Genomic DNA, 22,991 nt, shown 5'->3' with positions numbered 1-22,991 from the left:
TGCTCGGCGTGGCGAAACCGCGTCCTCGATGAGCGAAGCGACTTCATCGGGACCGTCGCCGGTGCGGCCGGTGTAACCGATGAGCAGGAGAATGCGCCGGATCGCGGCCCCAAACTATTCTTCCTCGGTCGCTGTCACCCTATGCGAACGTAGTAGGCCAGCTAGCTCTGCGGTCGAGGCAGCCGGCCGAAATGGCGGAACATCACGTCGACAAGCATCGGCCTGATGTACCGTCGGGGCAGATGGCCGACCCGGAAGGCAAGGCGTATTCACTGGCCTGCAAGCCGAGGCTTGCGTCATCAATCCTCTCACGGTGGAGATAAGAATGATCAAGCGTCTGAACTTCATGGCCCATAAGAACAGCGGCATCGACGGCCTCGTGGCCGTTGAAGGCTGGATTGCCAAAAGCTTCGATCCGAAGTTGCTCGAACTTGTCAAAGTGCGCGTTTCCCAGGTGAACGGATGCGCTCACTGCCTGCACATGCACCGCCAGGACGCGCTGAAGCTCGGCGAAACGGATGACCGGCTGCTGCTTCTGAACGCGTGGCGGGAGTCGCAGCTCTTCACCACTCGGGAGCGGGCCGCACTCGCCTGGGCCGAGGCTCTCACTCAGATCGCGAAAAGCCATGCGCCGGATGATGTTTATGAAGAGGCACACGCCAACTTCTCGGATGACGAGCTCGTGGCCCTTTCGATCGGTATTGCGATGATCAACGCCTGGAACAGACTGGCGATCGGCTTCCGGCTTCAGCATCCGGCAGATCACAAACGCGCCGCCGCCTGACGGTCTGCGCCTTCGACGGATCAAGAAAGCTGGGTAGTCTCGAACATGGCGGTCAGCCCTATGCCTCCGCCGATGCCGATCATCGCCAGGGCGGTCGCGCCGGGCGCCCAACTTCCCCCGGCGTCGCGGATCAGCTGGCTGTACAGCCGGGTCACGAGGATTGCGCCGGAGGCGCCGAACGGATGGCCCAAGGCAATTGCTCCGCCGTCCTTGTTGATCGCGTCGGCAGGGATAGCGAGCTGATCCAGCGATGCCAGAACCTGGGCCGCGAAAGCCTCGTTGAATTCGATGGCATCGATGTCTAAGAGCGAGAGCCCGGGCTGACGCTGCAATAGCTTTCTGGTCGAGGCGACCGGGCCGATGCCGAGCAGGTTGGGATCCACACCGGCAGCGGCGCTGTCGATGAAGGCAAGGCCCTTTTCGATACCGATACTTCTCGCCATTGCGCGGCTCATGACCAGCACCAGGCTGGCGCCGTCGTTCAGCGGGCAAGCGTTACCGGCTGTCACCGAACCATCGGCCAGGAAGACCGGCCGGAGGTTTGCGAGCGCCTCAAGAGATGTGGACGGGCGCGGGCACTCGTCCCGTTCGATCAGACCGTGGCCGGTGGAAATGTCAACGACCTCGGGCCGAAAGATCCCCGCCTCCGCCGCCGCTACGGCGAGCCTATGGCTGCGCAGGGCGAATTCATCCTGTCTCTGCCGCGATATGCCGAATTGACGGGCGACGTTTTCGGCGGCAATTCCCATTTCCGGATCGCCGATCGCTTCAGGCGAAAACCGGGCGCGCCCGTAAAATCGCGGCGGCATCCCATTCGCCTTTGGTCTTTCTACGCGCCATGGCGCGGTGCTGACGCTCTCGACGCCGCCGGCGAGAAAGCACGAACCGGCTTTCGCCTGGATCAGCCGGGCCGCCATGATGATCGCTTCCAGGCCAGAGCCGCATTGCCGGTCGATCGAAACACCCGGAACCGCCATGGGCAGACCTGCGGTCAGCGCTGCCAGCCTCGCGATGTTTCCGCCGCCGCCGGCGGCGTTGCCCACCAGCACATCATCGATGTTTTCCGGCGCAATTCCCGTTTCGGAAACAATGCGACGGATGATCGGCGCAAGCAGATCTTCCGCCGCGACAGTAGCAAGCGATCCGAACGCCCGGCCGATCGGCGACCGGTAGGCGGCAACCACGACCGGCTGCCAATCCTCCTCAGGCTGATAGGCGTAGGACAAGATCGTCTCCTGAGATCACCGATGTCTCCACTTGCCCCCTCGAGATCTTGCCGCTGCTCGTCATCGGCCAGGACCTTATATGGTAGAATTGCTTGGGGATCTTGTACTTCCCGAGCATCTGCGCGCAATGATCGGCCAGGATTTTCGGGTCCATCGTCTCTCCCGAGACGACGGCGACGATCCGCTGACCGAAATAGGCGTCCGGCAGCCCGAAGACAACGGCATCCTCTATGCCGGGGCAGGCCTTGAGCGCACTCTCGACTTCGGCGGGATAAACGTTGTTGCCGCCCGATATCATCATGCCGCCCGCCCTGCCGATCACCCGCAGCATACCATCGGCGTCGAGTTCGCCGAGATCCCCGACCGTCGCCCCGGCTTTTGTGACCCGGAAGGCCTGACCGTCGTCGCCCCAAAGATATCCATCCGCGATCAGGTCGCTGTCGACGAATATAGTTCCCGCCACATCGGTCCCGACGTCGTTTTCATCGGGATCGCGAATGGAAATTCCCACGCCGGGATAGGCTTGTCCTACCCGGTCGATCGGAAAATCGATCTCGCTCCCGACAAGGGTCGAGACGGTCATGAATCCAATCTCGGATGCGCCGTAATATTCCCGGATGCGCGCCTTCGGAAAAAGGCGACGCATGGACTCGACCCCGTTCCTGTCAAGCTTTGCGCCGGCGGTCAGGACGTCGCGCAAGGAGGTCAGAGCGGGTTCACCCGCCCACGCTCTTGCAATGCCCGCTATATGTGTCGGCACGGCGACCAGCCGTTCGATGTGCCAGGAGGAGAGCGTGCGTGCGGCTGCGACGGGATCCCATTTCCGGACTGAATGGAAGGTTGCCCCGGCATCAACAGCTTCGACCAATGCATAAAGCGCCAGGCCATGCGCGAGCGCTCCCGGGCACATTGTCGAGGGCGCGTCTTCGAGTTCGAAAACAACGCGTCCGCGATCGAGGCTCCGGCGCCATTGTTCGCGCGAGCGATAATAGGCTTTCGGTTCGGCGGTGGTCCCCGAGGTGAAACCGATCAGAAAGATCTTGTCGGTATCGGCCGGCAGCTCGGCTTCACCTTCCGCCGCGGCAAGGTCGAAGGCCTCGGCTCCGGCAGCGACAACGGGAATGCCGAGTCTTCGGGCAATTTCAGCACTCGGCCCGGCATCGTCGTCGACAATCAGAACGTCAGGCGCCAGGCGCTCGATTATGCGTTCGACCCTTTCCGCCGGCATCATCGGGTCGATGACCGCGCAGGCATTCGGGAAAGCGGTGGCCGCCGCAAAATACTCGGCAAAGCCGATATGGTTGCCAAGGCTGAGAGCGGCAAGCTTCTCCACACCGGGCAGATCGAGCGTGCGGCGATTCGAGCGAGGGAGATCTTGGAGAAACCGATAAATTGCCTTGGCGCGCACATAGAGCTCGCCATAGCTGAGCGAGTGCCCATCGATCACCAGCGCCGGCTTGTCCGGTGTTTCCGTTGCATGTCGAAGAAGCTGCGCATGGATCGGCATGGACACCCGCTGGTTTGAACGATCGGCAATCAGCCTGGAGACAGAGCGGCTCTGGTCGCTTCGGGAATCGGCGTCGGGCGGCTGTCGGAGAGGCCGACGCAGACCCAGACGAAATGCGCCGATGCACAATGAGCGCCATCGCGCTGGCGAAAGAGCTCTATGGCAAAGGACAGGCTCGTGCGCCCGATTTTCTCCACGTCCACCTTTGCCTCGATAACATCGTCAAGATCGATCGGGCCGTGATAGGTGATCTCCGCCTTCTTCACGTGATAGGCAACGCCGGAGGAGGTGTGACGGAAATGGCTGAGAATTTGCCGTTGCCGCAGAAACTCAACGACCGCATCCTCGCAATAATCGAGATAACGGGAGTTGTGGACATGACCATAGATGTCGATGTCTCGCATCGAGACCCGGAACGATGCTAAAGGCCTGTCGTCAACGCTCATTCGATCACCGAAATTCGACGGGGTGATCTAACCGCAGTGTGTGGGGGATGCAATGCAATATCAGGCGGTCGTGCGAAAATTCGGCCCGGCTCAGGATGTCGTCGAGCTCGAGCAGGCCGCACTGCCGCCGCTGCGGCGCGACGAGGTGAGAGTGCGCCTGCTGGCGCGGGCGATCAATCCGTCCGATATCATCACCATATCGGGAGCCTATAGCGGACGCACGACATTGCCTTTCATTCCCGGCTTCGAAGCGTTCGGCGTGGTCGAACAGTGCGGTGAAGAGGTTCATGGGCTTCCCCCCGGGGCACGCGTGCTGCCGGTGCGCAGCGCCCGCGGGTGGCAGGAATTCAAGGATACCGATCCCGGCTGGTGCCTGCGTGTTCCTGACGAGCTCACCGACTTCGAAGCTGCGACGAGCTACGTCAATCCGATGACGGCCTGGTTGATGCTGCATGCCAAGATCGGGCTGAGGCCGGGCATGCGCATCGCCATCAATGCCGCCGCCTCTTCGATCGGAGCGATATTGATCGGTCTCGCCAACGCGGCAGGCGTGGAGCCGGTCGCCATCGTCCGCAGCGAGGCATCACTTGAGCGCCTGCGCGGCCGGGTCGAGGCTGTCATCATCGATAGGGAAGAAAGCGAAAGCGATCTGGTCGCCGGGCTCACCGGCCGGCATGGGCTCGACGCTGTGCTTGACTGCGTCGGAGGAGCGCGCGCCGCAGTCCTCGCCGATGCGCTGCGGCCGGGCGGACGCTTCGTGCATTACGGTCTGCTCTCGGGGCAGAGCATCCCGAATTCATTCTGGGCGTCCCATCCCGATATCGCCTTTTCCTATTTTCACCTCCGGGAATGGGTTCATTCGCAGGCCACGGGGGATGTCCAACGGGCCTATTCCGAGGTCGCGGCGCACATCGTTTCGAAGGTCATCGCGACCGAGGTGCGGGAGGTATTCCCCTTGGAAAATGTCCGGCAAGCCCTGCTGTCCGCGCTTCCCTTCCGAACGGGGGGCAAGGTGCTCTTGGCCTGACAGGGTTTCGCCGCTAGGCGTTTTCGTGCCGTTGCCGCGCGATGGTGATTGCCGCATGGTTCTGCTCGGCCCATCCGATCAAGGTTTTCATGGGGATGAGGAAGGATTGCCCCAGATCCGTCAGCTCATATTCCACCCGAGGCGGAACCTCCGGATAGACGGTGCGCCGCACGAAGCCGTCCTGCTCCAGATGCTTCAACGTCTTGGACAGCATCTGCTTCGAGATGTCACCGATCTCGCGCATCAGCTCGTTGAAGCGTTTCTTTCCGTCTTCCAGTGCCTCGAGGGTGAGCAGGCTCCATTGATCGCCGATACGATCGAGCACGCCTCTGATCGGGCATCCCGCCCCAGGCTGTTGTTTCGGATCGTCCATTTCCTTGGGCATGCTCCGTCCTCGGTCATCGTCGGCTGACCTTGCCACTAAAACCTGCCTTCTTGCTCGGCATGCCGCGGTTTCATAGACCAGCTCTCATAGTCTTCTTTCTAGACTAGATCGCGAATCCGTACCAAGGAGCTTGATGCATGACATTCGGGAAATCGCTTTTCGCACTCGTCATTTTGGCAGGTGTCGCCGCGCCGGCCGGGGCCTTTGCTGAATCGGCCTCGCGGGATTTGAAGATCGAGGACGCCAACCGGAAGCTGGTGGTGGAATTCTACGACAGGTTCTTCAACAAGCACGATATCGAGGCCGCCTCGGTCGTCGCTGACGATTACCGGCAGCACAATCCCCAAGTTCCCGACGGGAAGAAGCCTTTGATTTCCTTCTTCACCGGCTTCTTCAAGGACAATGCCCAATCGAAGGCCGAGATCGTCCGCAGCGCCGCCGATGGCGATCTGGTCTGGCTGCATGTGCATGCGACGAACGGCGCAGGCGACCTCGGCCAGGCGATCGTCGATATTTTCCGCGTCAAGGACGGCAAGATCGTCGAGCACTGGGACGTGATCCAGGCCGTTTCGAAAGAGGCGGCAAACAAGAACACCATGTTCTGAGTTGAGTGGGGCCGGCGTCCTGGCTGGCCCCCATTGTCGGCGCGATCCGCATCAATCAATTCGGGGACGCTCCGATTTCGGCGTTGTCAGCCCGTGTTTGGCAAGCTCCAGGGTCAGGATACGGGTTTCGAGAAGGTTGAAGATACGCAGGATGGCCTCGATCGCATCGAATGGTTTCGTTAGAAAATCTCTGGCGCCGAGCGAAAGTGCGCGCCTGCGCGTCGGCAAGGTCGCATCGGCAGTGAGCACCAGGATCGGCAGATAGCTGTTTTCAGGGATGAGCCTCGCAAAGGTCTCGAGCAGGGCGAAACCGTCCAGATCGTGCATCATCAGATCGAGAAGAACGAGATCGACAGGATGTTCGCGAAAGAGCCGCAAGGCCTCGCGCGGCTCGGTGGTGCTGATCAGCGCCGTAAAGCCTTCGCGCTTGAGGATACGCTCCAACAGCGAGACATTGGCGGGCTCGTCGTCGACGATCAGGATCGTCGATCGGCGCACGATATCGGTGGAATCTGTCATGGACCCAATATTTCGTTGAAGCGATGCCAAACTGATATCAAGCTGGGCGGCCAAATCAAAGGCGATGCCTTACGGCGGGCTTCCCATCGCAACCGGTCTTGCCTCTACCGCTGCAGGCGCGCGCGGCAGATCGACTTGGAACGTGGCGCCGCCTTTACGGTTGCTGAAGCCAAGTGTGCCGCCCATGGCTTCGATCAGATGTTTGGAGAGCGCGAGCCCGAGACCGGTTCCCTCCTGGCTGATCCGTTCCGCCCCCAGCCGATCGAACGGGGTGAATAGCCGGGAGACGCGTTCGGCCGGAATTCCGGGACCAGTATCGCTGACCTCGATGCGGATACGGCCGCCATCCATCGCGCGGTGGCTGACGGTTACACTTCCCTGGGGGCGATTGTATTTCACCGCATTGGAGAGGAGGTTGAGGAACACCTGCAGCAGACGCCGTCGGTCGGCGAGCACCGAAAGATCCGGCTCGACCGGCCCGACGACCTCGATCGTGATCTGCTGCTTGCCGCAGAGCGGTCTTGCAAGCGACACGGCTTCATCGATCACCTCGGCGACGGGCTGTGCTTCGACAGCGAGATCCATGTGCCCAGCCTCGATCCTCGCCATGTCGAGAACCTCGTCGATGAGGCTGAGCAAATGCCGGCCGGCCCTCAAGATCTGCGCAACGCTCTCCCTGGACTCGGTATCGGTGACGTCCATTTCCAGAAGCTGTGCGAAGCCGAGGACGGAATTCAGCGGCGTGCGCAGTTCGTGGCTCATGCGCGACAGAAATTCGCTCTTGGCGTTGCTCGCACGGATCGCATCCTCACGGGCGCCAAGCAGGGCTTCTTCGATTTGCTTGCGCTCGGTAATATCTCGCGTGATCTTGGAAAAGCCGCGCAACCAGCCCGTCTCGTTATGGAGTGCGGTCACGACGACGTGCGACCAGAATTGCGACCCGTCCTTGCGAACGCGCCAGCCTTCCGCTTCGGTGCGTCCGTGAAGGGCTGCTTCGGCAAGCTCTTCTGCCGGAAATGTGTCCCTGGTTTCCGTGGGATAGAAGCGGGAAAAATGCTGGCCGACGATCTCCTCGGCGCCATAACCGGTGATCCGCTCGGCGCCTGCATTCCAGCTTATCACCCGTCCTGAAGTATCGAGCCCGAAGATGCCGTAGTCGCTGACGCCTTCGACCAATTGCCGAAAGCGCTCCTCGCTCTCGGTCAGATCAGCCTCGCGCTTTTTCAGAAGCACGCTCGCATCTTCGAGCGCCTGTCCGAGGCTCCCGAGTTCATCGCGGAAGGGATCCGCCACCATCACGACCTCACCTTGCGCCAGCCGATGCGCCTCGGCTTTCAGCGCATGCACGCGACGCACGATGCTCGCCGAAAACAGGAAGACGGCGACGAGCGCGCCGGCAAACCCAAGGAAGCCGGCGGCGATCATCAGGCTTCGTGACAGCGTGCGAACCCGGTCGGCAGCCTCCGTCCTCGCGTGAAGCAGATCGGCCTCCCGCCGGCTCATCGCGTCGATTTCCTGTCTCAGCACATCGAGGACTTGCTTGCCCTCGATGAGCTTGGCCGCAAGATCCTCGCGTCCGCCGGCGCGCAGGATGTCGGCCTGTTTCAGGAGCTGGAGACGGTCGACTTTCGCGACGACGAGGGTGCGGATGCGTTCGAGGCGGCTCTTTTGCTCGTCATCCCGCAACCGGCGACCGACTTCATCGAGCACGACGGGCAGCCTGTCTTCGGCCCGGTTGAAGGGATCGAGAAAATCGGTTCTGCCGGTCAGCAGATAACCGCGCATCGCGGTGGCCGCTTCGGCGATCGAGGCATGGATCTCTTGAATGCCCGACTGGATCTCGAGCGTGACCCGCACCTGATCCTCGGCAATCCGGCTTTGCCGGTCGGCCACGAAGACGGAAGCGAGAGCCGCAAGCAGCAGCGCCAGCGGCACGGTGATGATGACGATGCCCTTCGCCCTCAGCGGCAGATCGGCGAAACGCAGGGTCATGGCTGTTCTTCGCTGGATGTTGCAACGAGCCCGCCGCGCACGGCCATGACTGCGGCCTGCGTCCGGTCGCCGGCGCCCAGCTTGCCGATGATGCGCTCGACGTGGATCTTCACGGTGCCGGGCGAGATTTTCAAGGTCCTGGCGATCTCCTTGTTTGTCAGACCCTCGGCCACCTTCGACAAGACTTCGCGCTCCCGGATGGTCAGCGTCTCCAGGGCGCTGCTGTTGGTCTGCGGCTTGGTGGCGGCGCGGCGCAACAGCTTGGCGACGAGCGAACCGTCGAAGAAGGCGTCGCCCTGAAGGACGCGGCGGATCGTGCGGAGAATGTCTTCCCGGCTGGCGTCCTTCAGCAGGTAGCCCGTGGCGCCTGCCTCGATCGCCGCTTCCAGATAATCGAGGCTGTCATGCATCGTGATGATCATGACGCGTGTTCCCGGCGACACGCGCCGGATCTCCCTCGTCGCGGCGAGGCCGTCCATGCGCGGCATGCGGATATCGAGGAGTGCCAGATCCGGCTTGTTGAGCGCTGAGGCATCCACCGCTTCGACGCCGTCGCGCACGTCCCAGCCGACATGGAAATCTTCCTGACCGCCGATCATGGCGATAAGACCGGCACGGGCGATGTCGTGATCGTCGGCGACAAGGATCGATGCCGTCATTCTGATGTCGTCTCCTGCGCAAGAGGGGCGGCGGCGCGGACATGCGTGCCGCCCGAAGACCCGGCCTCGATCTCGATCCGGCCGCCGAGCAGCGCCAGCCGTTCCCGCATGCCGACGATGCCAAGTTGCCCGCCCCGCATCTGAGGATGGCGCAACTCGCCGATGCCTTTGCCATCATCGATCACTTCGAGATGCGCTTCGCCCGCGTCATCCTCGAAGAGACGGACGACCAGCCGGCTCGCCTCGGCGTGCTTGATCACATTGGTGATCGCTTCCTGCGCGACACGATAGAAGATGATCCCCGTCGATGCCGGCCAGAGATCGGAGGCGGCATCGAGATCGGCGATCACTTCGAGACCGTCGATCGCATCGAGACGCGTGCGCAGGGCCGCGGCGACACCGAGATCATCGAGTTCGGGCGGGCGAAGATCGGCGATGGCCGCCCTGAGATCCGCAACGGAATGGCGCGCCAGTGCAGCGAGTTGGTCGATCTCGGGCTTCAGGACATGCGCCTCGCCGATGCGGGCCGCGAGGTCCTGCAGGCGATAGCTGAGGCCTGCAGCCAGCTGCGCCGAGCCGTCGTGAAGATCGAGCGCTACTCGCTGCCGCTCCTGCTCCTGCGCCTGGATCAGTTGCGCGACGAGGGCTGCGAGTTCGCTGCGCTGCCGTTCCAGATCGCCGAGAAGCGCCTGATTTTCCGCCGCCTGCCGATCAAGATTGTAAGCGTCGGCCAGTTGACCTGCCACCACCTCCAATGTCTGCCGATCGTCGGCGTCGATGGCGCGGCCTCTCGACGGACCGACCAGCGTGAGGTGGAAACCGGAGCCGTCCTGCGAGGTAAATAAGATGCTGTCGCTTCCCGGGCTCGTCGACTTGCCGACCATCAGCTGCACCGGCAGATCTCCCTGCAAGGATGGAAAAACGAGCTCGGCAAAGGCTGCTCCCGCGAAGTCGGCGAGCCGCGATAGAACCTCCAGGGCAGCCGTTTGGAAGGCCTGGGTGTCAAGCAGGTTTCGGGCCTCGATGATGAAGCGCAGCCGGGCCGCGCGCGCTTCCGCCGCCCGGTAAAGAGCCCTCAATTCCGCGACGTTCGGCGAATGCGTCGTGCCTGTATCGTGGTTCATGCCTGACGGGACTGCTCCGAGATGAATGACGCGGGCACGATAGTCATTCCGGCAGGAATGTCATCTATGCCGTTCGGCAGACCCGATCGGAGCCACCCGGCAGATGGGGCGGCGGCATCGGGCACCTTAGATGTCGGTCATGCGGTCGACCGATGCGATGTCCGCCGGAACCGCTACATAGGAAAGTCAAAATGCGTACCATCATTGCTGCCGCCCTCGTTCTCGGTTTCGTTCAGGTCCAGTCGGCCGCGGCGGCTACCGAAACCGCAACCTGTGCGCCGACAAGCGAGGCGGAAATCGCCAAGCTCTTCGACCGCTGGAATACCTCACTCGCGACCCTGAGCCCCCAGGAAGTCGCCAAGAATTACAGTGAAGACTCCGTGCTTCTCGCGACCTTGTCGGACAAGCCTCGCCTGACCCAGGCGGAACGGATCGACTATTTCGAGCACTTCCTGGCGAATGAGCCCAAGGGCCATATCGATAGCCGCGACATCAAGATCGGCTGCAACTGGGCCGTCGACACCGGCACCTACACCTTCAGCCTGAAGGACGGCTCGAAGGTTCCCGCCCGCTACACCTATACCTATGAGTTCAAGGACGAGAACTGGCTGATTACCTCGCACCACTCTTCGATGATGCCGGAGAAGTAAGAATTCACCGGCCTGCCGGTCCGGCAGGGAGATCCCGTGTTCACCCACGCGGGGTCTCTTGACTGCTGACGAAGCACGCTAACGTCTCTTTCGTCGTGGCGGGGCCTGTGCCCCAAGCATTTGCTTCCGGTCGATGGCAATAGATCCTCGGCGCTGCTGTCCAGGACGGAGCCGAGCATGATGGAGGAGAGGTAGTCCACACCCGAAGCTTTGACGGCTAGGCGGGATCGAGAGTAGCATCCGTACGGCGGCGGCAAGGTGGTCAAGCGGCCGGCCCCGTGGAGATGCCATGATGAAGCACAAACCTTTCTTCCTGACGTTCGCGGCGCTGGCATTCGGTTCCGCATGGCCAATTTCTGACAGCTTGGCTGCAGCTCAGCCTATCTTCTGGAGCGCTTTACGGCCGGCCGATCAGGCCAAAGCGACAGTTCCGCTGTCGGGCAAGGCGGTTAGCGGCCCACAAGGCGAAACACTCGCCTGGCATAGCGAGGAGCATCCGGTCGAATTGACGGGCTTCGTTCTGCCGATCGACCAGGATGGTGATCTTGTCTATGAATTCATGCTCGTGCCTTGGGCCGGAGCCTGCAGCCACATGCCTTCCCCTCCGCCCAACCAACTGGTTCGTGTCGTTCCGGAAAAGCCTTTGCACCTGGCAAGAATGTACGAGACCGTCACGGTTACGGGTACCTTGCGGCCCGGCCTGGATCAGGCGCAATTCTTCATGATCGACGGTGACCGCGTCCTCACCTACGGCTACAGCATAAGCCATGCCCAGGTAGCGACAGTAACAGCGACGACCGATCCCGATCTGCTGTCACTTTCGCCTTTCGGCATCCTCCCTCGCTAAAAGCCCAGAGACGGTGTCACGATCGGGGCACACTCCTCATTCCCTTCCTCAGGCTTGGCCCGAAAGATGTCACAGGAATACAGCCACCGCGCGTCTGCGCGGCGAATGACTCTTATCAAAGCAAGGAAGTCTCCCGCGCCCAAGGACTTGGGCGCACCGGATCTCTGTGACAGGCACAGCGATGAGGGAGAAGAAGCGCTGCGGTGGAAGCGCAAGCCGATCCAAAAAAGAAAATGCCCGGGCACAGCCGAAACTGCGCCCAGGCAAAATGCTGCCGATCAGACGAGGTCGAAACGGTCGGCGTTCATGACCTTGGTCCAGGCGGCGACGAAGTCCCTCACAAACTTCTCCTTGGTATCGGCCTGGCCGTACACTTCGGCGAAGGCGCGAAGTTGCGAGTGCGAGCCGAAGATCAGGTCGACGCGGGTGCCGGTCCACTTGGCGGCGCCAGTCTTGCGGTCGCGGCCTTCATAGACGCCTTCCTTGCCGGTGAGAGGAACCCACTGCGTGCCCATATCGAGCAGGTTGACGAAGAAGTCGTTCGTCAACGTCTCGGGACGCGAAGTGAAGACGCCTTGCTCGGGGTCGCCTGCCTTCAGCACGCGAAGGCCGCCGACGAGGACGGTCAGCTCGGGCCCGGTCAGCGTCAAGAGTTGGGCGCGGTCGACGAGTGCTTCTTCCGGTTTCATGAACTGATGGCGCTTGCCATTCACATAGTTGCGGAAGCCGTCGATACGCGGCTCGAGCGCTGCGAAGGAATGCGCGTCGGTCTGGGCTTCGGAAGCATCCATGCGGCCCGGCGTGAACGACACGCTGACAGCGTTGCCGCCGGCCGCTGCCGCCTTCTCGACGCCGGCAGCACCAGCGAGAACGATCAGGTCGGCCAACGAGATCTTCTTAGCCCCGGTCTGGGCGGCGTTGAAGTCCTTCTGGATGCCTTCGAGAACGCCGAGGACCTTGGCGAGCTGCGCCGGCTGGTTGGCGTCCCAGTCCTTCTGCGGGGCAAGGCGGATGCGCGCACCGTTGGCGCCGCCCCGCTTGTCGGAGCCGCGGAAGGTCGAGGCCGACGCCCAGGCGGTCGAGACCAGTTCCTGCACGGTGAGGCCAGTGGAGAGAACCTTTTCCTTCAGGTCGGCAATGTCCTTGTCGTCGACGAGCGGGTGGTCGACGGCCGGGATCACATCCTGCCAGATCAGGTCTTCGGCCGGAACTTCCGGGCCGAGGTAGCGCACCTTCGGTCCCATGTCGCGGTGGGTCAGCTTGAACCAGGCGCGGGCGAAAGCGTCGGCGAACTGCTCGGGATTTTCGAGGAAGCGGCGCGAGATCTTCTCGTAGACCGGATCGAAACGCAGCGCGAGATCGCTGGTCAGCATGGTCGGCAGGTGCCTCTTCGAGGCGTCGTAGGCATCTGGAATGGAGGCTTCGGCGTTCTTGGCCTGCCACTGATGAGCGCCGCCCGGGCTCTTCGTCAGCTCCCATTCGAAAGCGAACAGGTTTTCGAAGAAGTAGTTGCTCCACTGGGTCGGCGTCTGGGTCCAGGTCACTTCGAGGCCGCTGCCGATGGCATCGCGACCGACGCCGGTGTTGAACTTGCTGGTCCAGCCCAGGCCCTGAGCTTCAAGCTCGCCGCCTTCGGGGTCGACACCGACAAACGACGGATCGCCAGCGCCATGGGTCTTGCCGAAGGTATGACCGCCGGCGATCAGCGCCACGGTTTCTTCGTCGTTCATCGCCATACGGGCGAATGTTTCACGGATGTCGCGGGCGGATGCCAGCGGATCCGGAGTGCCGTTGGGGCCTTCCGGGTTAACATAGATAAGGCCCATCTGCACGGCGCCAAGCGGCTCTGCCAGTTCGCGTTCGCCACTGTAGCGTTCGTCACCCAGCCAGGTTCCCTCAGGACCCCAGTAGAGTTCTTCCGGCTCCCAGACGTCGGCGCGGCCGCCGGCGAAACCGAAGGTCTTGAAACCCATGGATTCGAGCGCGACGTTGCCGGTGAGGATCAACAGGTCAGCCCAGGAGATCCTGTTGCCGTATTTCTGCTTGATCGGCCACAGCAGGCGGCGGGCCTTGTCGAGGTTCACGTTGTCAGGCCAGCTGTTGAGCGGCGCAAAACGCTGCTGGCCGGCCCCGGCGCCGCCGCGGCCATCGGTGATGCGGTAAGTGCCGGCGCTGTGCCAGGCCATGCGGATGAACAGGCCGCCATAGTGACCGAAATCGGCCGGCCACCAATCCTGCGAATCCGTCATCAACGCGTGAAGATCCTTCTTCAGGCCGTCGAGATCAAGCTTCTTGAATTCCTCAGCATAGTCGAAGGCTTGGCCGAGGGGGTCGGCGCGGCCGGAATTGTGGTGAAGAATCTGCACGTTCAACTGGTCCGGCCACCAGTCGCGGTTGGATCGACTGCTGCGAGGCGTATTGCCGTGTGGCACAGGACATTTGCCTGCGCTGTCAGTGGGGTTGTCCATGATCGTCTCCTTCATTGCTTGATCTGTCTGCGCGTAAAAAAGATGAGCCGAGCTGGCGCCCCACTCTCCCCTTGCAGTCTTCATATCGGAAGCATGTAATAAATTTAAGTTGGATTTACTGATCGTTGCGATAAGCTGAGGTTATGAAGAACCTTACCCTGAAACAGCTACGTTATTTTGAAGCACTGGCAAGAGATGGCCGGTTCCGACGCGCTGCCGACGCCTGCGCGATCTCCCAGCCGGCATTGTCAATGCAGATCAAAGAACTTGAGCAGGAGTTGGGCGGCGAGCTTTTCGAGCGCAACGCGCGTGAGGTGAAGCTGACCGCTTTCGGCCAGGCCGTCGCTCTCAGGATCCGCGATATCCTGCGTGGCGTGGACGAACTGGCGGATCTGGCGCGCGCCGCGCGCGATCCTTTCCTGACGCGGCTGCGCATCGGCATCATCCCGACGATTGCGCCCTATCTGTTGCCAGCGATCATCAACGATCTGAATAGGAGCTTTGCCGGCATCCAGATCAAGGTGCGCGAGACGCAAACGTCGAAGCTGGTTCAGGAGTTGGCGCAAGGCCAGCTGGACACGGCAATCGTTGCCTTGCCCGTGTCCGAACCCTCCCTGGCAGAACTCGAGCTCTTCAAGGAAGAGTTCGTGCTGGTTCGGCGGCCCGAAGACGAGGGCAAGCCGGTGCCCGAACGCGAGGCGCTGCGCGAAATGCGGTTGTTGCTGCTCGAGGAGGGCCACTGCTTTCGCGATCAGGCCTTGTCGTTCTGCAAGATCGGGCAGGCCCGTCCCCGGGAAGTCATGGAAGGCAGCTCTCTCTCCACCCTAGTCCAGATGGTCAGCGCCGGTATCGGCATCACCTTGATTCCCGAGATGGCCGTTCCCCTCGAAACGCGCTCGGCGCACGTCTCGATCTCCCGTTTTCAGTCTCCGCAGCCGTCGCGAACCATCGGCATGATCTGGCGCAATTCGACGCCCATGGCCAAACAGCTCCAGCAGGTTTCCGAGGCGGTTCGCCGGTCGGCCGACAGCATGCGTGAACAGTATGCCGCCCGGTGATGGACCTGATATGGCCTCGCCTCAAGATCGCCGTTTGAACGTATGCTCCGCTGCCGGAAACTGTCGCGATCGGACCTCGTCGGCATAGGCGGCAGCGGCGGCCGAAATCCTCTTGCCGAGTTCGTCGTAGCGTTTGACGAAGCGCGGGGTGAAATCGTTGAAGAGCCCCAGAATGTCGTCGGAGACCAGAACCTGGCCGTCGCAGGCCGAAGAGGCGCCGATGCCGATGGTCGGGACGTGCATGGCGGACGTCACCTCCCGGGCGAGCGGCTCCACCGTGCCCTCGATGACGACAGCAAAGGCGCCCGAGCCGCCAACGGCGTGGGCATCGCGGCGGATCTTCGACGTCTCGTGTTCGGAATGGCCGACAGATCGATAACCGCCTGCGGTTTGGACCTGCTGCGGCATCAGGCCGATATGGCCCATAACCGGAATCCCCCGCTTGGTCAGAAAGGCGATGGTCTCGGCCATCTCCTCGCCGCCCTCCAGCTTGACGGCATCACAGCCGGTTTCCTGCAGGATGCGCACAGCATTGCGGAAGGCGATCTCCTTGGATTCCTGATAGCTGCCGAACGGCATGTCGACGACAACGCAGGCCTTGTCGACGCCGCGCATCACCGCCTTGCCGTGCGCGATCATCATGTCGAGCGTCACGCCGATGGTGGACTCCATGCCGTAGAGCACCATGCCGAGCGAATCCCCGACCAGCAGGAGGTCGCAATGCTCATCGAGTAGCCGCGCCATGGGCGTCGTATAGGCGGTCAGGCAGACGATCGGCTTGCCGCCCTTCATGGCTGAGATGCGCGGTGGCGTAATGCGCTTCTGAATTCCGGCCGCGCTCATCTGGTCACTCCCTTTCCCGGCAAGCTCTGCCCGCCGATCACCCTTTTGTTTCCGACAACTCGATTGTTACTGACGACCCTGTTGTCGAGCAGCCGTGTCGAGCCGACCCGAACGAAGAGCGCCACGACGATAGGCTCTGCGATCGATGTGACCGGCTGCAGCGTTGCGGCATCCCTGACGGCGACGACCTCGGGCTTTGCCAGAGGCTCGCGATTGAGAAATGCCGTGAGCTTTGCCTCGAGTTCCACCGGATCGGTCAGGCCGCCGGCGACCAGCCGCTCTGCCTCGTCAAGGGTCTGAGGGACGATCACCGCGGCATGCCGCTCCGCCTCGCTGAGATAGACGTTGCGCGACGACAATGCGAGGCCGTCGCTGTCCCTGAGCGTCGGCACCGATATCACGCGCACCGGCACGGCCAGATCGTCCACCATGCGCTTGATGATGACGACCTGCTGGTAATCCTTCTCTCCGAAATAGGCGGTTTGCGGCTGCACGATGTTGAAAAGCTTGCAGACGACAGTGGCGACGCCGGCAAAATGCCCGGGCCGTACCGCCCCTTCGAGTTCGCGCCCGAGATCGGGAACGTCGACGACAGCAAGCATCGGGCGGGGATACATGTCCTCGACGCCTGGCGAAAAAAGGAAATTGACGCCGGCTTGCCTCAGCATGGCGGCGTCGCGTTCCAGATCGCGCGGATATTTGCTGAGATCTTCCGCCGGGCCGAATTGCAGCGGATTGACGAAAATCGACACGACGACGATGTCGTTCTCGGCGCGGGCGCGCGCGACCAGTTCCATATGACCGGCATGGAGATAGCCCATCGTCGGAACAAGGCCGACCGTCCGCCCCTGCCGCCTCAGCGCGTCGAGCGTGTGGCGCAGCTCGTCAATGCTCGAGAAAACCCGCATATATCCTCCCCTGCCGGTCACTCCATCTTGGGCGCGGATAAGAAGTGTAATCGATGCGGCAGGTCAATGCATATTCCTCGATAAAAACGATTAGATGAAAAGCCAGCCGACGACACCGGACCATATCAGCCCCGGGGAACGGCTTTTCGCCACTTGGCCGCTGTTTGCGCGTTTCACCTGCTTGCAGTGGAACCGACGATATGCGACTTCCGTTACTCGCCCTGTCCGTCAAGATACCATCACAGTCGATCGCTATGGACGTTACATGGAGGACGCATGGACAAGCCCTGGAAGATCAGCCGCGGACCGATTGCTGCAACCGAGCTCGACGTGGAGAAGGCAACCGCGATCAATGTGCTGTTGATACGGCCGGTCGGCGTCCTTCCGGCCAAGGCGGGAGATCCTGTCCTTCCTTTTGCCGTCGGCCTTTTCAATGAACTCCGTCCGCTCCTGAAGCCGGATGCCGGCGTCACCGCGCTCAGGCGAGCGACCGCGGCCTATGTCCACTGCCGGCGCTACTATTTCGCCAGCGCCCAACCCGATTCTATGCGCCATAGTCTTGACGGTGAACCTGTCGAACCACTGTCGTCCGAAGACCGGCTGGTCGCGCAAAAACGCTTTCTGAGCCTCAAGCAGACCACCGGTAAGACAGACGCGCCCGAGCAGATAGCACCGGTCCCCGCTCCCCTGTTGAGCAAAAGCGAACAGATCCGCGCAGCCCTCCTCGGCAAAAAAGGAACGCCGCCAGCTAGAGCGGGATGACATCAGCGCTCGCTTGCAGTCGTGGTCTTGGTCGTGCGACCGTCATTCACAAGGGCGACGTAGTCGCTCTATGAGCTTGGCCGCATCGGGGGCGCGGAAAACGCGCCCCCGGCCGGCGCCGGCCGAAGGGGAGGGGCAATCGGCCGGGTCAGTTCAACGGGGCTTCGCCTGAGGTGATCCGCTGCTCGTCTCCGGCAAACAGATGAACCGCATCGTGGATTGGCGCGATCCTCAGCACCTCGCCGGGGGTTGCCCTGATCCGTTCCCTGAAGACGCAAGTCAAGGTCTGCGTTCCCAGCCGGACGATGACCAGCGTTTCCGAACCCGTCGGCTCGACGACCACCGTCGTCACCTCGATGCCGCCCGGGTCCAACCGGATATGTTCGGGACGAATGCCGTAGATCACGGCTTCAGGCGGACGGCGCTCGCTCGGCAGGAGCAGGCCGTCGGCGGTTCGAAACCCGTCTTCCGTCATGTTGCCGCTGATGAAATTCATCGCCGGGGAGCCGATGAAGCCGGCGACGAAGAGGTTGTTCGGACGATCGTACAATTCCAGCGGCGAACCCGACTGCTCGATCAGTCCGTCCTTCATGACGACAATCTTGTCGGCCATGGTCATGGCTTCGATCTGGTCATGGGTGACATAGATGGTCGTCGTCTGCAGCCGTTGATGCAGTTCCTTGATCTCCGAGCGCATCTGCACCCTGAGCTTGGCGTCGAGGTTCGACAGGGGCTCGTCGAAGAGGAAGACGGCCGGGTCGCGCACGATTGCCCGCCCCATCGCCACACGCTGTCTCTGGCCGCCCGACAGTTGCTTGGGATATCTCTCCAGGAGACTTTCGAGACCGAGGATCTTCGCGGCGTTGCCGACCCGCTGATCGATCTCCGTCCTCGGCATCCGTTTCAGCCGCAGCGAAAAGCCCATGTTCTTGGCAACGGTCATATGCGGGTAGAGCGCATAATTCTGGAACACCATGGCGATGTCCCGGTCCTTGGGGGCAAGCTCGTTGACGATATGCTTGCCGATCTGGATCTGCCCCGAAGTGATGCCCTCAAGGCCCGCAATCATCCTCAAGAGCGTGGATTTGCCGCAGCCCGAAGGGCCGACCAGAACGACGAACTCGCCGTCGCCGATATCGACCGAGACGCCTTTGATGGCTTTGAACGCGCCGTAATCCTTGCGCGCATTGTTGACCGAAACATGGGCCATTACCGTCCTCCCGAAATCGCTGTCAAAGTCCGCTCAGGACATTTCTCAAATAATCGAGGCCGAGGCGCTCGCCGTCTTTGCGCGCGGCCAAGTCCTTGCCCGGCCAGCCATAGGCGGCATCCTCGTGTTCGATCGACAGCGTGCCGTCGAAACCAGCCCCGCGGGCCTGGCGCAGAAACCTCGGCCAATCGATGAGGCCGAGCCCCGGCAGCTTGTATTGCCACCAGCCCTTGCCGTGATAGCCGACAGCCTGCAGGTTCTCCGGATCGATTGCCGTGTCCTTGGCATGAAGGATGGCGATGCGATCCTTCACCGCCTCCATCGCCTGATAGGGATCGACGCCGATGCGAACGAGGTGCGAGGGATCAAATTCCAGCCCGAAACGAGGATCCCTGATCCGCTGAAAAAGCTCCTGCCACCCTCTTGGTGTCGTTCCGATGAAATTGTCCTTCGGACCCGGCCAGTTCTCGATTGCGAAGGTCAGGCCGTAGGGCTGCGTCTCAGCGATCAGGCCGTTGGCGAAATCGGCGAAGTCATCATAATTGGCTTCGTCGCTTGCGGTGTCGTCCCGGCCCGGGAAGATCACGAAGATCGGGACGCCCGCTTGCCCGATCGCGCCGGCGAATTCGGCGGTCGTTTCGCGAAGTGCCGTTCGTTTTGCCCGGTCGGCATCGAGCTGATTGCCGAAATAGGTGATCGACGACACGAAGAGGTTGCGGCTGCGCGCGAGCGCGACGGCGGCCTCCACCCGATCCGGCGTCTTGATATGACCGCCGACATCGATCTCGATGGCGTCGAACCCGGCCGACGCGGCGAAATCAACCACTTCCTCCAGGGGGCGATCGTTGAATGTCGAAGTGTAAAAGCCGATCTTCATCAAAATCCTCCGATCTTCACCAAATCCCTGGGGCCATGCGGCCGATTCAACTGTTCAGGCGATCCATGTTCTTGAGTGGCGAACGTGTGCGTTGAGCAGCGTCCGCCGATGCGAGCATGAGGGCTGCTGCCATCGGCATGGCCGCTGCTCCCATGGCAGAGGCATCCTCTCCGAGCGAGGCGCGATGAAGCGAAGGAAGGTTGGTGTCCTCGGCATCGAGATGCTCATGCACGTAGCGCAGCAATTCGTCGACGATGCGGATCGGCAATCTGCCGCCGACAAGGACGGCGTCTGGGTCGACGACCATGCCGATATGCTTGACGGCGACAGCCAGATGCGCGCTCATTTCCTTCAGCCATTGCGACACGAGGCGCCTGCCATGCGCATCCAGCGTCAGGAGATCGTGGGGAACACTCACCTCGACGCCGTGTTGCGCAAGGAAATCATAGAGGAAGAACAGCGAGAATATCTCGCCGAGAAGCTGGACCTTATGGGCCTTCCCATCCCGGCCGTCGGCGATCGGCAGCCAGCCGATTTCGCCGCTGAGGCCCATGGCGCCACGATGACCGTTGCCGTCGAGCACGAGGCCGCCGCCCGGGCATGGATTGATGGCGATGTAGAAGAAGCTGCTGCTTTCAGCACCCAGTCCATAATCGAGTTCGGCAAGGGCTGCGGCATTGGCTTCGTTTTCGATGAAGACGGGATGCTGCGTGAGATTCTCCAGTGCGGCGCGCACATCGAATGCCGTCCATTCCTGATAGGCCTTGGGCTTGCCGAGGAGCGAAATCTCGCCAAGCCAATCCGGCATCGCCAGACCGATGCCGGCGAGACGCGCGTCGTCGATGAGCCGGCTGCGCTGGAAATGCGAAATCGCATCGGCCGTGAGCTGCAGGAACTCCGCCGGCATAATGAAGCGTTTCTCGTGGTGTACGCGGGCGCGGACATTGCCGACCGCATCGACGGCCAGGATCGTCAGATGGTCGCGATCAATGTTGATGCCGATGGCAAAACAGGCATCCGGATTGATTTCGAGTTCGATCGCCGGCTGGCCTCTCAGCCCATGCCGCCGGCGGGCTTCCATGATCAGGCCCTCGTCCAGCAGGCGATCGACGATCCGGGCGATCGCCGGTTTGGTAAAACCCGTCCGCCTAGCGATTTCAGCCCGCGAAATCGGCGCCTGACGGTGAATGCAGCGCAGGACGACGGCCCTGTTGTGCTCACCTGCATCTTCGACATTGGCGCCCGTCAGATCCGGGGACAGCCTGGCGCCGAGTGTCTGGTTCATGCTCGAAATCCTTCCTTGCGCATCGCCTGAACCGCTCGTCATCCCTTGACGGCGCCGCTGGTCATCGCACCGAGGATCAGCCGCTGGAGCGACAGAAAGGCGACGATCGCCGGAACGACCGCAATCAGGCAGGCGGCGGCAAGCAGCTGGATGGACGAGTCGGTCTGCATGCCGCGGAAGTTAAAGATCCCGACGCCGATCGGCATCAGATCATTTTTCGTGAGCAACAGAAAAGGCACCAGAAATTGCGACCAGCCGGCAATCACCGTGATGATGAAGACGGAGGCGATGCCCGGCGCCGATAATGGCAGAATGATGCGCCAGAAGACCGAAAATCGATTGCAGCCATCGATCATCGCCGCTTCGTCGAGGCTGCGCGGGATGCCGTCGACCGAACTCTTCAGAAGCCAGGTCGCCAGCGGAACACCAAGCGCGATATAGACCATGACGACGGCAAAATGCGTATCCAGCAGGCCGAGGCGGTTCATGTAGCGGTAGAGCGGCACCATGATGACAAGCGGCGAGATCATCTGGAAAAGCAGCAGCCCCATCATCGACAGGCCCTTGCCCCGGAACTGAAAGCGGGAAAAAGCGTATGCCGCGGGCAGTGCGACGATCAGGACGCCCAGTCCGCTAAGGGCGGCAAGCTTGAGGCCGTTCCAGAGATAGATCGGAAAATAGCTGTTGTTCAAAACGGTGATGAAATTGTCGATGGTGGGATTGTTTGGAATATATCTCGCCGCGCCGCGATAGATCTCGCGCTTGTCACGCATCGCCATCGACAGGAGATAGGTGAGGGGGCCGGCGAAGAATACGAACATTACCAGCATGAACAGATAGCTCATGGCATCGCCGAGCCGCGTTCCGGTCCGTCCGCTCATTGCTCTTCCTCCTTCGGCAGGAACGACGCATAGATAAAGGCGAGCCCGAGGCTGATGATCAGCATGAGCACGGAGAGCACGCTGCCGCCGGACAGGTCGTAGTTTCTAAAGACGATATTGAAGACGTAGAGCGAGATGACCTCGGTCGCACGCCCCGGACCACCGCCCGTCAGCGTGATGATCGCATCGAAAGTATTCACCGTCTGGATCGTAATGAGGATCATGTTGACGAGGATTGCCGCGCGCAGTTGCGGAAGCGTGACGAAGAAAAACTGCTGCGATGCCGTCGCACCGTCGACCTCCGCCGCTTCATAGAGCGAGGGATCGATCGACTTCAGCGCCGCATACATGACGACCATCGAAAATGCCGTGCCGCGCCATATGTTGGAGATAAGGGTAGACCACGGTGCGATTGCGGGATCCGAGAGCCAGGCGACAACAGGCATGTGCATCAACCGCAGAATGCTGTTCAACGCACCATAAGGCGCTTCGGAAAAGAGCATCTGCCAGATGATGCCGCCGGCAATTCCGGGAACAACCCAGGCAACCAGCGCCGTCGTCCTCAAAATGGTGGTGCCGAACAGGCCGCGCTTTTCGCCGCGGATAACCACGACGGCGACCGCAAGGCCTAAAATCTGCTGACCGATAACGCTGCCGCCGACAAAGATCAGGGTCGCCCATAAAATGTCGGGTAGCTGCGGCGAGCTCAACGCATTGGTGATCGACCCCAGCGTATAATCCTGATTGTCGCCGATCAGCGTGGCATTGGTGAATGAAAGCCTGAAAACGTCGATGACGGGGTAAAGGTAGAAGATGCCGATGACGACGATCACGGGCATGATCCAGGGCAGGGGCGCACCGGCGAAACGGCGCATGAACGTTCTGCTTTGAGGCGGGCTGTCAGCCTCGATGGCAATGGGGCTCATTG

23 protein-coding genes are annotated in these 22,991 nt (G+C 61.6%); 7 read left to right on the top strand and 16 right to left on the bottom strand.

The window, feature by feature from the left end:
• The first annotated feature begins 325 nt into the window (after window positions 1-325).
• Window positions 326-784: a carboxymuconolactone decarboxylase family protein gene (locus HX899_RS17300; protein WP_181292924.1), complete on the top strand. Its 459-nt coding sequence runs from the start codon at window positions 326-328 to the stop codon at window positions 782-784.
• A gap of 20 nt (window positions 785-804) precedes the next feature.
• On the opposite strand, the gene HX899_RS17295 is transcribed toward HX899_RS17300, so the two are convergent.
• From HX899_RS17295 to HX899_RS17285, 3 genes are read right to left on the bottom strand one after another with little or no spacing between them, the layout of a single operon-like run.
• A complete protein-coding gene (locus HX899_RS17295) occupies window positions 805-2,010 on the bottom strand; it encodes a thiolase family protein (RefSeq protein ID WP_181292923.1) in 1,206 nt (401 codons plus the stop codon).
• Window positions 1,988-3,517, bottom strand: coding sequence for a class I adenylate-forming enzyme family protein (locus tag HX899_RS17290; protein ID WP_181292922.1), 1,530 nt, complete (start codon window positions 3,515-3,517; stop codon window positions 1,988-1,990). Before HX899_RS17290 ends, HX899_RS17295 begins: the two co-directional genes overlap by 23 nt.
• 29 nt (window positions 3,518-3,546) lie before the next feature.
• A complete protein-coding gene (locus HX899_RS17285; protein ID WP_181292921.1) occupies window positions 3,547-3,963 on the bottom strand; it encodes a thioesterase family protein in 417 nt (138 codons plus the stop codon).
• 52 nt (window positions 3,964-4,015) lie between these two features.
• Between HX899_RS17285 and HX899_RS17280 the strand changes: the two genes are divergently transcribed.
• The gene (locus HX899_RS17280) at window positions 4,016-4,990 is read left to right on the top strand and encodes a zinc-dependent alcohol dehydrogenase family protein (RefSeq protein WP_181292920.1); all 975 of its coding nucleotides are present in this window, start codon (window positions 4,016-4,018) and stop codon (window positions 4,988-4,990) included.
• A gap of 13 nt (window positions 4,991-5,003) precedes the next feature.
• Here the strand turns inward: HX899_RS17280 and HX899_RS17275 are convergent, their stop codons facing one another.
• On the bottom strand, window positions 5,004-5,375 hold the full coding sequence (locus HX899_RS17275) for a helix-turn-helix domain-containing protein (protein ID WP_180196518.1): 372 nt from the start codon (window positions 5,373-5,375) through the stop codon (window positions 5,004-5,006).
• 137 nt (window positions 5,376-5,512) lie between these two features.
• Between HX899_RS17275 and HX899_RS17270 the strand changes: the two genes are divergently transcribed.
• Entirely contained in the window at window positions 5,513-5,980 is a 468-nt protein-coding gene (locus HX899_RS17270; protein WP_181292919.1) for a nuclear transport factor 2 family protein, read from the top strand.
• A gap of 51 nt (window positions 5,981-6,031) precedes the next feature.
• Here HX899_RS17270 and HX899_RS17265 read toward each other — a convergent pair whose 3' ends face one another.
• The 4 genes from HX899_RS17265 to HX899_RS17250 form a co-directional block, all read right to left on the bottom strand.
• Window positions 6,032-6,499, bottom strand: coding sequence for a response regulator (locus HX899_RS17265; RefSeq protein ID WP_180196520.1), 468 nt, complete (start codon window positions 6,497-6,499; stop codon window positions 6,032-6,034).
• Between the two features lie 69 nt (window positions 6,500-6,568).
• The gene (locus HX899_RS17260) at window positions 6,569-8,491 is read right to left on the bottom strand and encodes an ATP-binding protein (protein WP_180196521.1); all 1,923 of its coding nucleotides are present in this window, start codon (window positions 8,489-8,491) and stop codon (window positions 6,569-6,571) included.
• Window positions 8,488-9,150, bottom strand: coding sequence for a response regulator transcription factor (locus tag HX899_RS17255; RefSeq protein WP_180196522.1), 663 nt, complete (start codon window positions 9,148-9,150; stop codon window positions 8,488-8,490). Before HX899_RS17255 ends, HX899_RS17260 begins: the two co-directional genes overlap by 4 nt.
• A complete protein-coding gene (locus HX899_RS17250) occupies window positions 9,147-10,274 on the bottom strand; it encodes a sensor histidine kinase (protein ID WP_180196523.1) in 1,128 nt (375 codons plus the stop codon). Before HX899_RS17250 ends, HX899_RS17255 begins: the two co-directional genes overlap by 4 nt.
• A 191-nt stretch (window positions 10,275-10,465) precedes the next feature.
• On the opposite strand from HX899_RS17250, the gene HX899_RS17245 reads away from it, so the two are divergent.
• Together HX899_RS17245 and HX899_RS17240 are read left to right on the top strand one after the other, a co-directional pair.
• The gene (locus HX899_RS17245; protein ID WP_180196524.1) at window positions 10,466-10,924 is read left to right on the top strand and encodes an SgcJ/EcaC family oxidoreductase; all 459 of its coding nucleotides are present in this window, start codon (window positions 10,466-10,468) and stop codon (window positions 10,922-10,924) included.
• Between the two features lie 289 nt (window positions 10,925-11,213).
• Window positions 11,214-11,771, top strand: coding sequence for a DUF3299 domain-containing protein (locus HX899_RS17240; protein WP_181292918.1), 558 nt, complete (start codon window positions 11,214-11,216; stop codon window positions 11,769-11,771).
• A 278-nt stretch (window positions 11,772-12,049) separates the two neighbouring features.
• Here the strand turns inward: HX899_RS17240 and katG are convergent, their stop codons facing one another.
• On the bottom strand, window positions 12,050-14,239 hold the full coding sequence (gene katG, locus HX899_RS17235) for a catalase/peroxidase HPI (protein ID WP_181292917.1): 2,190 nt from the start codon (window positions 14,237-14,239) through the stop codon (window positions 12,050-12,052).
• Between the two features lie 143 nt (window positions 14,240-14,382).
• Here katG and HX899_RS17230 point away from each other — a divergent pair, with 143 nt between their 5' ends.
• On the top strand, window positions 14,383-15,297 hold the full coding sequence (locus tag HX899_RS17230) for a hydrogen peroxide-inducible genes activator (RefSeq protein WP_181292916.1): 915 nt from the start codon (window positions 14,383-14,385) through the stop codon (window positions 15,295-15,297).
• 21 nt (window positions 15,298-15,318) lie between these two features.
• Here HX899_RS17230 and panB read toward each other — a convergent pair whose 3' ends face one another.
• Complete coding sequence (panB, locus tag HX899_RS17225; RefSeq protein ID WP_180196528.1) at window positions 15,319-16,140, bottom strand: 3-methyl-2-oxobutanoate hydroxymethyltransferase; 822 nt, start codon at window positions 16,138-16,140, stop codon at window positions 15,319-15,321.
• Entirely contained in the window at window positions 16,137-17,048 is a 912-nt protein-coding gene (gene panC / locus HX899_RS17220; protein WP_180196529.1) for a pantoate--beta-alanine ligase, read from the bottom strand. Before panC ends, panB begins: the two co-directional genes overlap by 4 nt.
• A gap of 276 nt (window positions 17,049-17,324) precedes the next feature.
• On the opposite strand from panC, the gene HX899_RS17215 reads away from it, so the two are divergent.
• Entirely contained in the window at window positions 17,325-17,810 is a 486-nt protein-coding gene (locus HX899_RS17215; RefSeq protein ID WP_180196530.1) for a ProQ/FINO family protein, read from the top strand.
• Between the two features lie 148 nt (window positions 17,811-17,958).
• On the opposite strand, the gene HX899_RS17210 is transcribed toward HX899_RS17215, so the two are convergent.
• Genes HX899_RS17210 through HX899_RS17190 form a run of 5 tightly spaced genes read right to left on the bottom strand, consistent with a single transcriptional unit; the run spans window position 17,959 to window position 22,989 of the window.
• Window positions 17,959-19,020, bottom strand: a complete 1,062-nt coding sequence (locus tag HX899_RS17210) for an ABC transporter ATP-binding protein (RefSeq protein ID WP_138390414.1) — start codon at window positions 19,018-19,020, stop codon at window positions 17,959-17,961.
• A 22-nt stretch (window positions 19,021-19,042) separates the two neighbouring features.
• Window positions 19,043-19,897, bottom strand: coding sequence for a sugar phosphate isomerase/epimerase (locus tag HX899_RS17205; protein WP_180196531.1), 855 nt, complete (start codon window positions 19,895-19,897; stop codon window positions 19,043-19,045).
• A gap of 46 nt (window positions 19,898-19,943) precedes the next feature.
• Window positions 19,944-21,182 (bottom strand): ROK family transcriptional regulator, encoded by a 1,239-nt coding sequence (locus HX899_RS17200; RefSeq protein ID WP_181292915.1) that lies wholly within the window; start codon window positions 21,180-21,182, stop codon window positions 19,944-19,946.
• A 38-nt stretch (window positions 21,183-21,220) separates the two neighbouring features.
• Window positions 21,221-22,063: a carbohydrate ABC transporter permease gene (locus HX899_RS17195; protein WP_011649125.1), complete on the bottom strand. Its 843-nt coding sequence runs from the start codon at window positions 22,061-22,063 to the stop codon at window positions 21,221-21,223.
• Entirely contained in the window at window positions 22,060-22,989 is a 930-nt protein-coding gene (locus HX899_RS17190; protein WP_003550501.1) for a carbohydrate ABC transporter permease, read from the bottom strand. Before HX899_RS17190 ends, HX899_RS17195 begins: the two co-directional genes overlap by 4 nt.
• Between the last annotated feature and the right edge of the window lie 2 nt (window positions 22,990-22,991).

Source organism: Rhizobium sp. WYCCWR 11146 (genome assembly GCF_013591995.1).
In the GTDB taxonomy this organism is placed as follows: domain Bacteria; phylum Pseudomonadota; class Alphaproteobacteria; order Rhizobiales; family Rhizobiaceae; genus Rhizobium; species Rhizobium indicum.
This window is presented reverse-complemented; position numbering and strand designations above follow the sequence as displayed.

What these genes read in the sequence shown, in the direction of transcription:
- panB (WP_180196528.1), bottom strand. Translation starts at nt 16,140, where the DNA reads ATGAGCGCGGCCGGAATTCAGAAGCGCATTACGCCACCGCGCATCTCA.
- HX899_RS17280 (WP_181292920.1), top strand. Translation starts at nt 4,016, where the DNA reads ATGCAATATCAGGCGGTCGTGCGAAAATTCGGCCCGGCTCAGGATGTC.
- HX899_RS17250 (WP_180196523.1), bottom strand. Translation starts at nt 10,274, where the DNA reads ATGAACCACGATACAGGCACGACGCATTCGCCGAACGTCGCGGAATTG.
- HX899_RS17195 (WP_011649125.1), bottom strand. Translation starts at nt 22,063, where the DNA reads ATGAGCGGACGGACCGGAACGCGGCTCGGCGATGCCATGAGCTATCTG.
- HX899_RS17245 (WP_180196524.1), top strand. Translation starts at nt 10,466, where the DNA reads ATGCGTACCATCATTGCTGCCGCCCTCGTTCTCGGTTTCGTTCAGGTC.
- HX899_RS17270 (WP_181292919.1), top strand. Translation starts at nt 5,513, where the DNA reads ATGACATTCGGGAAATCGCTTTTCGCACTCGTCATTTTGGCAGGTGTC.
- HX899_RS17190 (WP_003550501.1), bottom strand. Translation starts at nt 22,989, where the DNA reads ATGAGCCCCATTGCCATCGAGGCTGACAGCCCGCCTCAAAGCAGAACG.
- HX899_RS17300 (WP_181292924.1), top strand. Translation starts at nt 326, where the DNA reads ATGATCAAGCGTCTGAACTTCATGGCCCATAAGAACAGCGGCATCGAC.
- HX899_RS17285 (WP_181292921.1), bottom strand. Translation starts at nt 3,963, where the DNA reads ATGAGCGTTGACGACAGGCCTTTAGCATCGTTCCGGGTCTCGATGCGA.
- HX899_RS17260 (WP_180196521.1), bottom strand. Translation starts at nt 8,491, where the DNA reads ATGACCCTGCGTTTCGCCGATCTGCCGCTGAGGGCGAAGGGCATCGTC.
- HX899_RS17210 (WP_138390414.1), bottom strand. Translation starts at nt 19,020, where the DNA reads ATGGCCCATGTTTCGGTCAACAATGCGCGCAAGGATTACGGCGCGTTC.
- HX899_RS17240 (WP_181292918.1), top strand. Translation starts at nt 11,214, where the DNA reads ATGATGAAGCACAAACCTTTCTTCCTGACGTTCGCGGCGCTGGCATTC.
- HX899_RS17215 (WP_180196530.1), top strand. Translation starts at nt 17,325, where the DNA reads ATGGACAAGCCCTGGAAGATCAGCCGCGGACCGATTGCTGCAACCGAG.
- HX899_RS17205 (WP_180196531.1), bottom strand. Translation starts at nt 19,897, where the DNA reads ATGAAGATCGGCTTTTACACTTCGACATTCAACGATCGCCCCCTGGAG.
- HX899_RS17265 (WP_180196520.1), bottom strand. Translation starts at nt 6,499, where the DNA reads ATGACAGATTCCACCGATATCGTGCGCCGATCGACGATCCTGATCGTC.
- HX899_RS17275 (WP_180196518.1), bottom strand. Translation starts at nt 5,375, where the DNA reads ATGCCCAAGGAAATGGACGATCCGAAACAACAGCCTGGGGCGGGATGC.
- HX899_RS17200 (WP_181292915.1), bottom strand. Translation starts at nt 21,182, where the DNA reads ATGAACCAGACACTCGGCGCCAGGCTGTCCCCGGATCTGACGGGCGCC.
- panC (WP_180196529.1), bottom strand. Translation starts at nt 17,048, where the DNA reads ATGCGGGTTTTCTCGAGCATTGACGAGCTGCGCCACACGCTCGACGCG.
- HX899_RS17290 (WP_181292922.1), bottom strand. Translation starts at nt 3,517, where the DNA reads ATGCCGATCCATGCGCAGCTTCTTCGACATGCAACGGAAACACCGGAC.
- katG (WP_181292917.1), bottom strand. Translation starts at nt 14,239, where the DNA reads ATGGACAACCCCACTGACAGCGCAGGCAAATGTCCTGTGCCACACGGC.
- HX899_RS17230 (WP_181292916.1), top strand. Translation starts at nt 14,383, where the DNA reads ATGAAGAACCTTACCCTGAAACAGCTACGTTATTTTGAAGCACTGGCA.
- HX899_RS17255 (WP_180196522.1), bottom strand. Translation starts at nt 9,150, where the DNA reads ATGACGGCATCGATCCTTGTCGCCGACGATCACGACATCGCCCGTGCC.